At 38.9% G+C, this 12,274-nt stretch carries 12 protein-coding genes and 1 tRNA gene; 10 read left to right on the top strand and 3 right to left on the bottom strand.

Translation table 11 applies throughout. The features are described from left to right. Positions 1–286 precede the first annotated feature (286 nt). The 8 genes from AABB81_RS14360 (at position 287) to rlmF (ending at position 7,873) form a co-directional block, all read left to right on the top strand. Entirely contained in the window at positions 287–1,090 is an 804-nt protein-coding gene (locus tag AABB81_RS14360) for a 3-keto-disaccharide hydrolase (RefSeq protein WP_342161249.1), read from the top strand. 10 nt (positions 1,091–1,100) lie between these two features. Then, positions 1,101–2,438, top strand: coding sequence for a Gfo/Idh/MocA family protein (locus tag AABB81_RS14355; RefSeq protein ID WP_342161248.1), 1,338 nt, complete (start codon positions 1,101–1,103; stop codon positions 2,436–2,438). A 275-nt stretch (positions 2,439–2,713) separates the two neighbouring features. Further along, positions 2,714–3,367 carry an SGNH/GDSL hydrolase family protein gene (locus AABB81_RS14350; protein WP_342161247.1) on the top strand — a complete coding sequence of 218 codons (654 nt, stop codon included), beginning with the start codon at positions 2,714–2,716 and terminating at the stop codon, positions 3,365–3,367. Positions 3,368–3,447: 80 nt separating this feature from the next. Next, entirely contained in the window at positions 3,448–4,203 is a 756-nt protein-coding gene (locus tag AABB81_RS14345; protein WP_342161246.1) for a PIG-L deacetylase family protein, read from the top strand. A 99-nt stretch (positions 4,204–4,302) separates the two neighbouring features. Beyond that, the gene (locus AABB81_RS14340; RefSeq protein WP_342161245.1) at positions 4,303–4,992 is read left to right on the top strand and encodes an HAD family hydrolase; all 690 of its coding nucleotides are present in this window, start codon (positions 4,303–4,305) and stop codon (positions 4,990–4,992) included. 119 nt (positions 4,993–5,111) lie between these two features. Next, positions 5,112–6,131 carry an SMP-30/gluconolactonase/LRE family protein gene (locus AABB81_RS14335; RefSeq protein WP_342161244.1) on the top strand — a complete coding sequence of 340 codons (1,020 nt, stop codon included), beginning with the start codon at positions 5,112–5,114 and terminating at the stop codon, positions 6,129–6,131. Between the two features lie 77 nt (positions 6,132–6,208). Beyond that, a complete protein-coding gene (locus AABB81_RS14330; protein ID WP_342161243.1) occupies positions 6,209–6,733 on the top strand; it encodes a lipocalin family protein in 525 nt (174 codons plus the stop codon). A 168-nt stretch (positions 6,734–6,901) separates the two neighbouring features. Next, entirely contained in the window at positions 6,902–7,873 is a 972-nt protein-coding gene (gene rlmF, locus AABB81_RS14325) for a 23S rRNA (adenine(1618)-N(6))-methyltransferase RlmF (RefSeq protein ID WP_342161242.1), read from the top strand. A gap of 89 nt (positions 7,874–7,962) precedes the next feature. Here the strand turns inward: rlmF and AABB81_RS14320 are convergent, their stop codons facing one another. The 3 genes from AABB81_RS14320 to AABB81_RS14310 form a co-directional block, all read right to left on the bottom strand. Continuing rightward, complete coding sequence (locus AABB81_RS14320) at positions 7,963–9,795, bottom strand: pyruvate kinase (RefSeq protein ID WP_342161241.1); 1,833 nt, start codon at positions 9,793–9,795, stop codon at positions 7,963–7,965. 164 nt (positions 9,796–9,959) lie between these two features. After that, positions 9,960–10,223, bottom strand: a complete 264-nt coding sequence (locus tag AABB81_RS14315; protein ID WP_342161240.1) for a hypothetical protein — start codon at positions 10,221–10,223, stop codon at positions 9,960–9,962. Between the two features lie 15 nt (positions 10,224–10,238). Then, positions 10,239–10,322: transfer RNA gene (locus tag AABB81_RS14310), tRNA-Leu, on the bottom strand. 225 nt (positions 10,323–10,547) lie between these two features. On the opposite strand from AABB81_RS14310, the gene AABB81_RS14305 reads away from it, so the two are divergent. Together AABB81_RS14305 and AABB81_RS14300 are read left to right on the top strand one after the other, a co-directional pair. Continuing rightward, positions 10,548–11,489, top strand: coding sequence for a ribose-phosphate pyrophosphokinase (locus AABB81_RS14305; RefSeq protein WP_342161239.1), 942 nt, complete (start codon positions 10,548–10,550; stop codon positions 11,487–11,489). An 18-nt stretch (positions 11,490–11,507) separates the two neighbouring features. Next, on the top strand, positions 11,508–12,173 hold the full coding sequence (locus tag AABB81_RS14300) for a 50S ribosomal protein L25/general stress protein Ctc (protein ID WP_342161238.1): 666 nt from the start codon (positions 11,508–11,510) through the stop codon (positions 12,171–12,173). Positions 12,174–12,274 lie beyond the last annotated feature (101 nt).

The following is a 12,274-nucleotide window of genomic DNA, read 5'->3' as shown; positions in this document are numbered from 1 at the left end:
TGCTAAAGACATCTTCGCCTCTGCCCTGGGGGTATTATCTCACTCCTTTTGTTAAAGTTTCGTCATTCCTGAATAAAGTTTATAAACATGTTACAGGGTCATTTCATCTGACACAATGTGAACGCGATACCGCTCCTTTGTTCTCCAAATATGTCATTCAACCCTTATCTGCTTTCGTCTGCCCCGGAAGAAGAGGATTCTATCCAAGCTAGTATGCATCTTTTCAATTTGATTTGTACATTTACCAATAGAATGAAAATATTGTATCAAAATAAATTCAAAATTTATGAAAAAGTTGCTTGCCACGATGGTGATTTGTACCGTTTTTATGGCCTGTGAAAAAAAGACCAATAAAGAGGTAAATGAAACAATTACACCTCAACCTGACAAAGTTCAGTCAAATGACTGGATCTATCTTTTTGACGGTACTACAACCAATGGGTGGCGTGCCTACAACGGTGAAACGCTTCCTCCGGGCTGGATTGCAAAAGACAGTGTTCTTACTTTTGATACAGAACTTGGAATGGAACAGGATTATACCGGAGGTACGGATATCATTTATGGCCTGGAAGAGTTTGATAATTTTGAACTCTATCTGGAATGGAAAATTCCAAAAGGAGGCAACAGCGGGATATACTATCACCTAAAAGAAGGAATACCTGATGCTTTACCTCCTGATATCTCACCCGAATACCAGCTTATTGATGATGAAAACTATGCTTCCATTCATGATTTAACGCAATACAATACTGATATGGGAGTCACTGAGAATCTTCAGGATTTACAGGATTGGCAAAAAACCGGGTCCGACTATGCCATGTATCCCGCAGATGCATCTCAGAAAATACTTAACCCTGTTGGTGAATGGAATTCAACCCGAATTATATTCACCCCGGAAAAAGCGGAATACTGGCTCAACGGTAAAAAACTGGTATCTTTTGTTCCCTGGTCTGAAGACTGGGAAAAAAGAAAGAATGCCGGAAAATGGAAGGATGCCAATCTTTATGGTTCCTTTAAAAAGGGATATATAGGATTGCAAGACCATTCAAGCCCTATTTGGTTCAGAAATATCAAGATCAGAAAATTATAAAACCCAGCACATGAAAAAAAGAGACTTTCTAAAAAGCACAGCTGCCCTGACAATGGGAGTATTCATTCCGTCCCCGATCTGGGCCTTGTCAAAGAACAAAAAGTTAAGAACTGCCCATATTGGATTAGGTATGATGGGAGTTGAAGACCTTAAAGCCATCGCTGCCCATAGCGCCGTAGAAGTTGTAGCGCTGTGCGATGTAGATTCTAAATTGCTCGCAAGTGCTAAAAAAATGCATCCGGGGGCAACAACTTATGCAGATTACAGAATCATGTTAAAGGAAATGGAGAAAGATATTGACGCCGTCATTGTGTCTACTCCTGATCACACCCATGCCCCTGCTTCAATGATGGCTATGGAAATGAATAAACCCGTTTATTGTCAAAAACCACTAACCCATCACGTAACTGAAGCCAGGGCCATGAGGAAAATGGCTGAACAAAAAAAACTGGTCACACAAATGGGTATACAGGTTCACTCTTTCTATGATTATAAACTGGCTACAACCCTGATCCAAAGTGGTATCATAGGAAAAGTTGAACGAGTTCGTGCCTGGTCGCCTAAAAACTGGGGCTATGATGGCCCAGCACCCCAAGGGTCAGACCCTGTTCCCGATCATCTCGACTGGAACCTGTGGTTAGGTACGGCACCTGACCGACCCTATAAAGAAGGATATTACCATACAAGCAACTGGAGAAAAATACTTGACTATGGATGCGGAACCCTTGGAGACATGGGGGTGCATATTTTCGACACACCCTACAATGCCTTGCAGCTGGATGTTCCCAGAACCATTAAAAACGATTGCAGGCCTCCCAATGGGTTTGGTTTTCCGGAAAACAATACCGTTACCTATGAATTCCCCGGCACACCTTATACGGCAGACACATTGACCTGGATCTGGAATGACGGTCCCGGAGCTCCACAGGCTCACGAGGATCTTAAATTACCTAACAATGAAGAACTTCCTGATCAGGGAGCTATGTTTATTGGAGAAAAAGGACGCTTGCTTCTGCCCCATTTTATGCAGCTTCCAAAACATATTGTGGATGGTAAGTACATAGATCTTGACCTCTCCCTTGTCAAGGATAAAGAAGCTTTAGGCCCCCCTACAGGGGATTATAATATGGAAAGCAACAAACATTATCATCAGTTTGTAGATGCCTGTTTGGGTAATGCCAAAACCACTGCGCCTTTTTCGTATGCTTCAAGATTAACTGAAACAATTTTGCTGGGGGTAATTGCAGGCCGTTTTCCGAATAAGACTTTACACTGGGACAATAAAAAGGCTCGTTTTTCTGAAGAAGAGGCAAATGCTTTTTTGGATGCACCTTACAGGGAATTTTAAATGATACTTTAAATCATTTGGGCTGTAATTTTTACCTTACAACAGATTGAAGGGAATTTTACCGGGATAATTAAGAGAGGCATAAAACGCATTTTGGTGTGTTTTATGTCCTCACTCATTTCCAGATTTGGAATGATGGGTAAATTGTCAAAGCAGGCGTGTATTTTTTATGCTAAAAATGACTTATCGCTATGTATGTTAAGTCATCATGAAATTAAGAAAAAAGGATAGGCAGGCTTGGAAAGGCATTCTTTTCACTTCTCAATGTATACGATATGATGAAATCCATTTCTGCATTCTTTTTTATCAGTTTTCTGTTATTATTTCAGTTTACAGGTATACACTTTGAAATAAAAGATGGGATAAAAACAGATCCATCCTTTCAACAGGCTAAAGAATTGCGAATTCTTTTTGTTGGCAACAGCCTTACGTATTACAACAACCTTCCGGGGCTTGTTCAGGAAAGAGGAAAAGAAAAAGGCATAAAAATCACAACAGAAATTTTGGCAAAACCCAATTATGCCCTTGTCGATCATTGGAATGACGGGCTAATTCAAACAAAAATACAAAAGGGTGATTTTGACTATGTTGTCGTTCAGCAGGGCCCGTCTTCACAGGCAGAAGGAAGAGCCTTGCTATTGAGTTATGGAAAGGAGATCGCAAAGATTTGTGAAACCAGTAAAGCTCAATTAGCTTTTTTTATGGTTTGGCCTTCCAGGCAATATTATCATACATTTGACGGAGTTATCAGGAACTACCGTGAAGCTGCTTTAGAAAACGGCGCCGTTTTATGTCCGGTTGGGGAAGCCTGGAAATCCCATTTCGATGAGACCGCAAATTTTGACTATTACGGACCCGATGGTTTTCACCCTTCTTTAAAAGGAAGCCAGGTAGCTGCTGATATAATTGTATCCTCTCTTTTGAACTGAATAAGGTCAATTTTTACTTTTGGAAATTGCCTGCAATAAGCTAACTTTAAAGCAAAATTCAAAAAAATAAATCCTCGTTTATGACAAGCCGGCGAAAATTTATTACTAAAGCGGCACTTACTTCGGGAGCTGCCCTGGTCTCGACCAAAACTTTTGGAGCTTCACACAACCATATTGAATCTGAACAAAGACTTAAGATCCTGGTAACCGGTGCTCATCCGGATGACCCTGAAACAGGAATGGGCGGTACCATAAATAAATTCACTTCTTTAGGTCATGAAGTAGTCTGCGTATACTTAACCACCGGAGAAGCAGGGATCCCAGGGCTTACTCACGACAAAGCCGCTCAAATCAGAAAGGAAGAAGCCATGAAGGCTTGTGAAATCTTAAAAGCCCGACCAGTTTTTCTGGGTCAAATTGATGGCAGTACAGAAATTACTTCAAAGTGGTATCATAAAATGTATGAACTTCTAAACAAAGAAAAACCAGATATGGTTTTTACACATTGGCCAATTGATACCCACAGGGATCATCGAATCTGCTCAAATCTCACTTTTGACGCCTGGAATAGTACCGGAAGAAAAGCAGCATTCTATTATTACGAAGTTGTTGCCGGAGGACAAACACAGAATTTTCAACCAGACACATTTGTGGATATCTCATCTGTTATAGAAACAAAATGGAAGGCCTGTTTTATCCATAAAAGTCAAAAGATAAAAGAATATTATCCTGACGACCATGCGAAAATGGAATTATTCAGGGGTATTGAATCAGGTGCAGATTACGGAGAAGCTTTTGTTCATCATCGGTTGAGTCCCTATGGAATTATTCCTTAGCCTGATATGTAAGTCATAGACTGCCAACCTGATTTGGTTAAATGAATGGTCACTCATTTTTATTTAAAAATCAATTATAGAACAAAAGAATAACAAAAAATGAAAGATATTAAAGTAATCGCTTTTGATGCAGACGATACACTGTGGGTAAACGAACCTTATTTTAGGGAAGCTGAAGAAAAGTTCAGCAATCTTTTGGAAGACTTCCTTCCGCATCACAGTGTTCAGAAGGAATTGTTTAAAACCGAAATGGATAATCTCGCCTTGTACGGTTATGGGGTCAAGAGTTTTATGCTGAGCATGGTCGAAACCATAGGAAGGATTACCGATGAAAAGGCAGATATTAAATTAGTGAACAAAGCGGTAAATTTAGGAAGGGAATTGCTCAATAAACCGGTTGAAATTCTTGATGGTGTCGAAAAGGTTCTTGCAGCGTTGAACGGAGGGTATCGTTTGGTAATGGCTACAAAAGGCGATTTGCTCGATCAGGAGCGCAAACTGATCAAATCAGGATTGGAAAAACACTTTCACCATATTGAAATCATGAGTGATAAGAAGGTGTCAGACTATGCAAAATTATTAAAACACCTCGATTGTAAACCGGAGCACTTTTTGATGATAGGTAATTCTGTTAAATCAGATATCATTCCGGTTCTTGAATTGGGTGGGTTTGCCATTCATGTACCTTATCACACCACCTGGGCCTATGAAAAAGTAGACATCAAAATTGATGATCCGAGATTTTTTGAGGCTGAGAGTATAGAGCGTATCATTGATTTTATATCCTAAATATGTATAAACACACTTGAGCCAAATCAAATCCTTTTTTTTATGAAATTGAAATGAATTTTTCTTTCAATCATTATATCAGGATCTTAGCTTAGAACCATATTAAAAAAACAATCAGAATGAAACATTTTGCAATGCTTGCCATCATAGGAATCTTACTCTTTGCATGTACAGAAAAAAAGAAGGAGACAAAAACTCAGACTGAGGTTCTTGAACAAGGATATATTGAGGAGATAGACCAGGAACTGAAAAAGGTACTGAATCCTGAAAATAAAATGGAAATCCTATCCCGGAATCACGACTGGACAGAAGGGCCTTTATGGCTGGATGAGCAGAAAATGCTTCTCTTCTCCGACATTCCCAGAAATACAGTGTATAGCTGGACCGAAGAAAACGGAGTCAAAGAATACCTCAACCCTTCAGGTTTTACAGGTGAGCATTTTGAGGGTTCAGAACCCGGCGCCAATGGTTTACTTTTAGATCCTGAAGGGTCTCTGGTCCTATGTCAGCATGGTAACAGGCAAATGGCCAAAATGATCTCTGCTGTCGATGATCCAAAGCCGGAATTTATAACATTGGTGAGCAATTTTGACGGAAAAAAACTGAACAGCCCAAATGATGCTGTATTCGATTCCAACGGGAACCTGTACTTTACGGATCCGCCTTATGGATTGGCAAAACGAATGGAAGATCCTGAAAAAGAATTAGAATTTCAAGGGGTTTACAGGTATGACCCTTTGGGAGACCTTCATATCCTGGATGCAGAATTGAGCCGCCCTAACGGTATCGCTTTTTCGCCTGATGAAAAAATATTATATGTAGCTAATTCTGATCCTGAACGTGCCATTTGGATGGCATATGATATTGACAAGGAATCCGGGATCCTTTCAAAAAAAGTATTCTATGATGTTACCGAGTTGACCTCCTCGGAAAAAGGTTTACCTGATGGCTTAAAAGTGAATGATGCCGGATATTTATTTGCAACCGGACCCGGAGGCGTATTGATCTTTAACCCTTCCGGAAGGCATCTGGGAACGATCAAAACAGGTCGGGCCACCTCCAACGTAGCTTTTAACTCTGATCAATCGGTTTTGTTTATGACTGCTGACAGTTATGTTTTGAAGCTACATCTCAGGTAAAAAACAAACATTTAATTCTTGAATCACTCCTTACGAATGATTACCTTTAAAGGTGTGCAAAACCAAACTTTCATGCAATGAAAAACCCCCTTATATTATCTGTATTGATCATGACAATATTTACACAATGTACCTCGCAAGATTTGGAAACCGTGGCAGCAGTTGATCTGGAAAAATATGCAGGCACCTGGTATGAGATCGCCTCTTTTCCCCAGCGGTTTCAAAAAGGCTGCCACTGTACAACGGCCACCTATACCCAATCTGACAAAGACTATATCATCGTCGAAAACAGGTGTCGTAAAGATAGTATAGACGGCAAGGAGTCATATATTAAAGGAAAGGCATTTATTGACCCGGGAACGGGTAATGCCAAACTTAAGGTTCAGTTTTTCTGGCCTTTTAAAGGCAAATACTGGATTATAGATCTGGCCGATGACTACAGCTATGCAGTGGTTGGTCATCCCAACAGAAAATATCTATGGATCCTTTCAAGAACACCAAAAATGGATAAAAATACCTATGAAGAAATTTTAGGTAGAATTAAAGAAAAGAAATTTGACATCAGTAAGCTTCAAAAGACTGTTCAAATAGCTGTGGATTGAAGACACAGACTATATCGTAAGCCCATTTGACCATTTAATTATACAGAGCGCAGTACTAATTCTTGGCCATGAATTATTTTTGGGCCTAAAGAGGATTCCAGACTTTAGACCTGCCTATGCCTGTATATTGTCTTATCTTGGCACCTCAAAACCAACTTTTTTATTTTCATGCCCGACAAAAAGAAAAAACATCCAGCCCAAAAAACCAGACTGCACAAACGAAATAAACACCGGGAGCGCTATGATTTTAAATTGCTGACCGACAGCTGCCCTGAATTGCAGCCATTCGTTACTGAAAATAAATACGGGGATGAAACCATCGACTTCTTTAATGCAGAAGCCGTGAAGATGCTCAACAAGGCTTTACTTATGCATTATTACGGTTTGACCCATTGGGATATCCCCAAAGATTATCTCTGCCCTCCCATACCTGGAAGAGCAGATTATATCCATCATATCGCCGATGTTTTATGCAGCAGTAATTTTGGAAAAATGCCAACCGGTAATCAAATTAAATGCCTGGATATCGGCGTTGGCGCAAATTGTGTCTATCCTATCATAGGTAACAGCGAATATGGCTGGTCCTTTATAGGCTCTGATATTGATCCGATAGCCATCGCCTCAGCCAATGCTATAATTGAATCAAACCCAAACCTAAAAGGGCAGGTTGAATGCCGATTGCAAAAGAATGACTCCAAAATTTTTGCAGGAATTCTTAAAAAAGATGAACGCATTGATGTATCGGTTTGCAATCCCCCTTTTCATGCTTCACTTGCTGAATCACAAGCAGGGACGATTCGAAAACTAAGCAATCTTAAAAATAAAAAAATCAGCAAACCTGATTTGAATTTTGGTGGAAAAGATAAGGAGCTGTGGACCGAGGGTGGCGAAAAAAAGTTTATCCTCGATATGATCAAACAGAGTGTGACATACGGGAAATCCTGTTGCTGGTTTTCTACGCTGGTGTCAAAACAGTCTAATCTCAAATATATGTATGAAGCATTTGACAGGTTTGAAGTTGAAGAATACAAAACAATCCCCATGGGCCAGGGAAATAAAACCAGTAGAATAGTGGCCTGGACCTTCTTGAACCTGAAGGAAGAAAAAAATTGGGTAAAAGCAAGGTGGAAAAACCAATGATCCATTTCATAAAAGCACCTTGAAATTGATGTTTTTTTCTCTGTTTATAACCAACTCATAAAGGGTCTTTTAGGCTTGTCAAATTTTTATCAGAGGTTTTCGTTAAACTCCAGTTTAGGTAATATGGTTAATTTTTTTCTCTGAATCCGCTCCATCCTTCGAAGTACCTTATCAAGCATTCTAACTGTCTTTTCTATATAAGGCCCTTTATTCAACATAACACAGTCTGCTCGCTGTGCCATTGCCGCATCAGTAATTTCAGCTCTTGTTGGTATTCCTTTTTTAGCCAGATTCTCTAATACCTGTGTTGCCCATATATCAGGTAAATGCGCTGCATCACAAAGCTGTAATATTTCTTCCTGAATAACAGCAAAGTTTTTCCAACCGGCTTCTATGGCCAAATCTCCCCTCGCAATCATAACACCAACTGGATAATTTTCCATTGCCTTTAACAAAATACCGGGTAAATTTCTATAGCCTTCCTTAGTTTCAATTTTTAATATGATCCCTATGTTCGCTTTTAATTTTTTTAACTCCTGTAGTAATTCCTCAACATCCTGTTTATTATTAACAAAGGAAAAATTAACTGCATCTGCATGCCTGACTACAAATTTCAAATCCTTTTTATCCTTTTGAGTCAATCCGCTTACGCCTAAAACACTATTTGGGAAATTTATGCCCTTATCGGCTTTCAATTTTCCCCCTTTTTTTTTGGCATTGGAAATTTCAATCATTAAATGATCCGTATTGACTTCTTTGACGATTCCTTCAATTTTACCATCGTTAAAATATACCTCCTCTTCTGATTTTACAGTGTCAAAAATCTCTGGTAAGGTACAGGAGATATGGGCCGGTTCTTTTAGGTTTCCTTCTCCATCATAAACTGCAGGCTCGCCCGGAATTTCTTTTTTATCCAACCTCAACAAATCACCTTCAAATAAAAAGATCACTTCTTCCAGTGGCAGCAATTCATGAACAGAATGGATTTCAGAAGTTGATTTCTTTTCCAAAAACACGTTTAGTAAGGTGCCAGTCGTTACAAAAGCTGAATCACTGCATGATCCCCAACGTCCCCTGTCCTCTTTCGCATCGATAAATATTTTGCACTTTTTATCACGTGAATCTCTGAAAATAATATAGGAACCCTTTTTCGTTTTTCTAAGCCATTTTTTGTTTACCGGAATAACAACATCTGCATTTTTATCTGCAGGAGGATTGGTGCCGTAAGGAGCCAACCAAATTTTGGCTGGTTCGGTTACCTGGCCCAATGCGTTTTTTTTTGGCTTAATATGAATGACTTTAGGGCCGGGTTTCATCTTGCCTGTTCTAATCTTGGGGCCTCCCAGATCCATCATGATTTTGCATTTCTTTCTGCATGCCCTAATGTTATCAATTATTTGTTTCCAAACAGTTTCATCATCATGCGCACAGTTTATTCTTGCGCAGTCCATACCCTGTTTTAAAAGTGATTTGACAAGTTCCTTATCACTTGCTGCTTCCACGGGTTGGGTAACCATAATAGCCGTCTTTCTTTTATTTTTTATCTTTCCAAAAAGTGCTTTGTGATTTTTTTTAAGAATCTTTTTAACCTCCTTATTTGTTATATAATCATGTTCTTCATCAGAAACTTCATTATGAATTAAACTGTTAATCACCGCTCTGAAATTCAATATACCGTATAAAACATTATTTTGAGATTCCAGGGCAATAGGCAATCCAATATCCTCCAGCTTATCCTGAAAAATATTCATGTTAAAAGAACGCATGGCCAGATAATGCACTAAATTTTTAGCACTATGGGAATAATTTGGATGTACCTTATTGAGTTGAAAAGCATACTCATGCTCAAATTCGTAAATTTTGTCAATTATCAAATCCAGTGCAACAAGGATTTCCTGTAATTTATCCCTTTGAAAAAGCATGAGTTGAAATTTAATTCCTAATAAATTTACTATGCTTTTTTTTAAAACTACTGGGTTTTCCTTGATTTTTTTCTCTCGTTTAAGGAACCTTTAGGCGACTGGTTTCAAAAAGAAAGCGAGCTTCTTAGTTTACTACAAAAGTTTTGGATGATTACTAGTGGGATTCATTGACTGGCGTCAATGTTCCCTTCAAGCTGCGCCAGCCAAAGGCTGGTAAACTGTGAAAAACAAAAAAAGGAATTGATCGCTTCGCTCCAAAAAGAAAGCGAGCTTTCTACTAAAATATAATATCCATTTTTTTGGAGGGGATTCATTGGCTCCGCCAATGTTCCCTTCAAGCTTCGCTTGAAAACCAAAAAAATAATCGTTTCGCTTCGCTCCAAAAAGAAAGCGAGCTTTCTTTTTGAAGCTCGCTCACGATTTACCATTTTTTCGGTTTGTTGTACCTTGGGTGGGAATCGAACCCACACGATCTTGCAATCACTGGATTTTGAATCCAGCGCGTCTACCAATTCCGCCACCAAGGCCTCTTTTTGAGTAGTCCAGAAATAAAAGTAACAAATACTTCTTTTTTGGGGATGCAAATATAATCTTTTTGTTGAAAAATATAATCTTTTTTTAAGCTAATTAGCATTTAACATATCTTCAAAATGATCGCCTAAATTCTTTACAATTAGTATTTGCCAATGGAAATATTTAATTAATTTTGCAAACGCAATAAATCCATTCAAAATCCTAAAAAACAAAACCTTATGCAATCTGAAAATTTATCACCAAAAATATTTGCTTCTTCCCAGAGTGTTGTCCTTGCAGAGAAAATTGCCGAGTGTTATGGAATGGAGTTGGGAAAAGTCAGAAAAAACCTTTTTAGTGATGGCGAGTATCAGGTCTGTTTTGAAGAATCTATCAGAGGCAGGAGAATCTTTTTGATAGGATCTACGAATCCTCCCAATGATAATTTAATGGAAATGCTGTTGATGATTGATGCCGCCAAAAGGGCATCGGCAAGGCATATTACTGCTGTTATGCCATATTTTGGTTGGGCAAGACAAGACAGGAAAGACCAACCAAGGGTGCCAATTGCCGCCAAACTGGTGGCCAAGATATTACAAGCGGCTGGTGCTACCAGGATCATGACCATGGACCTTCACGCAGATCAGATCCAGGGCTTTTTTGAAGTTCCGGTAGATCACTTATTTGCATCAACCATATTATTACCTCACGTTGAAGATTTAAAACTCGATAATATAACGATTGCTTCTCCCGATATGGGTGGTTCAAAAAGAGCCTATGCCTATTCTAAATATCTTAAGTGTGAAGTTGTCATCTGTTATAAGCAGCGAAAAAAAGCCAATGTTATTGATACCATGGAAGTGATCGGTAATGTTGAAGGCCGTAATATAATCCTTGTTGATGACATGGTAGACACTGCCGGAACCTTAACAAAAGCAGCAGATGTCATGATGGAAAGAGGCGCTTTAAGCGTTAGGGCATTAACAACGCACGCAATTTTATCAGGACCGGCTTATGAAAGGATAGAAAAGTCTGATTTAAAGGAACTTATCGTTACAGATACTATACCACTGAAAAAGCAAAGTTCTAAAATAAAAGTTGTATCTTGCGCGCCCTTATTCGCTGACGTGATGAGGAAGGTTCAGACCAATACATCCATCAGCGGACAATTTATAATGTAAATTAATTAATAGAGAAAAATGAAATCAATTACGATCAAAGGATCTAAAAGAGAAAGCGTGGGCAAGGTAGCTACCAAAGCCTTACGTAATGCTGGAAAGGTTCCTTGCGTTTTATACGGAGGAGACCAGGCTATGCACTTTTCAGCAGACGAACTGTCATTTAGCAAATTGGTATACACTCCAAATGTATATACCGCATCGATTGAACTTGAAAATGGAGACAAGTTTAAAGCTATATTAAAAGACATTCAATTCCATCCTGTAACCGATAAAATTCTGCATGTAGATTTTTATGAGTTGTCAGAAGACAAGGAAGTTACTATGGATATCCCAGTAAGAATTATTGGAAATTCTCCGGGTGTAATGTTAGGTGGTAACTTACGAAATCCATACAGAACATTAAGAGTAAGAGCAATTCCTTCTAATTTACCTGATTTTATCAATGCAGATATTTCTACATTGAATATCGGTGATAAATTAAGTGTCGCTGAATTAGTGGCCTTAGGGGACTTTTCAATTCTTCATCCAGAGAATACAATTGTGGCTCAGGTTAGAGTTTCTCGTTTGGCGGTTTCCGCAGAAGGAGAAGATGAGGAAGATGAAGAAGAAGGAACAGAAGGCGCAGAAGGTGCAGAAGGCGGAGAAGCTGCTGCAGCTGCTGAAGGAACACCTGCTTCGGAATAATTTCGGCTTAAATGGTCATAAAAAAAGCTTTTCGAAATTCGGAAAGCTTTTTTTTATATTTATAACATGGATTTTTTGAAAAAACTCAAGTCTGTTTTCCA

The organism is Lutimonas vermicola (assembly GCF_038433205.1).
GTDB classification, from domain to species: domain Bacteria; phylum Bacteroidota; class Bacteroidia; order Flavobacteriales; family Flavobacteriaceae; genus Lutimonas; species Lutimonas vermicola.
This window is presented reverse-complemented; position numbering and strand designations above follow the sequence as displayed.

Bases quoted from the DNA above. Each gene is read 5' to 3' on its own strand.
- AABB81_RS14360 (WP_342161249.1), top strand. From the start codon at position 287: ATGAAAAAGTTGCTTGCCACGATGGTGATTTGTACCGTTTTTATGGCC.
- AABB81_RS14355 (WP_342161248.1), top strand. From the start codon at position 1,101: ATGAAAAAAAGAGACTTTCTAAAAAGCACAGCTGCCCTGACAATGGGA.
- AABB81_RS14350 (WP_342161247.1), top strand. From the start codon at position 2,714: ATGATGAAATCCATTTCTGCATTCTTTTTTATCAGTTTTCTGTTATTA.
- AABB81_RS14345 (WP_342161246.1), top strand. From the start codon at position 3,448: ATGACAAGCCGGCGAAAATTTATTACTAAAGCGGCACTTACTTCGGGA.
- AABB81_RS14340 (WP_342161245.1), top strand. From the start codon at position 4,303: ATGAAAGATATTAAAGTAATCGCTTTTGATGCAGACGATACACTGTGG.
- AABB81_RS14335 (WP_342161244.1), top strand. From the start codon at position 5,112: ATGAAACATTTTGCAATGCTTGCCATCATAGGAATCTTACTCTTTGCA.
- AABB81_RS14330 (WP_342161243.1), top strand. From the start codon at position 6,209: ATGAAAAACCCCCTTATATTATCTGTATTGATCATGACAATATTTACA.
- rlmF (WP_342161242.1), top strand. From the start codon at position 6,902: ATGCCCGACAAAAAGAAAAAACATCCAGCCCAAAAAACCAGACTGCAC.
- AABB81_RS14320 (WP_342161241.1), bottom strand. From the start codon at position 9,795: ATGCTTTTTCAAAGGGATAAATTACAGGAAATCCTTGTTGCACTGGAT.
- AABB81_RS14315 (WP_342161240.1), bottom strand. From the start codon at position 10,223: ATGGTAAATCGTGAGCGAGCTTCAAAAAGAAAGCTCGCTTTCTTTTTG.
- AABB81_RS14305 (WP_342161239.1), top strand. From the start codon at position 10,548: ATGCAATCTGAAAATTTATCACCAAAAATATTTGCTTCTTCCCAGAGT.
- AABB81_RS14300 (WP_342161238.1), top strand. From the start codon at position 11,508: ATGAAATCAATTACGATCAAAGGATCTAAAAGAGAAAGCGTGGGCAAG.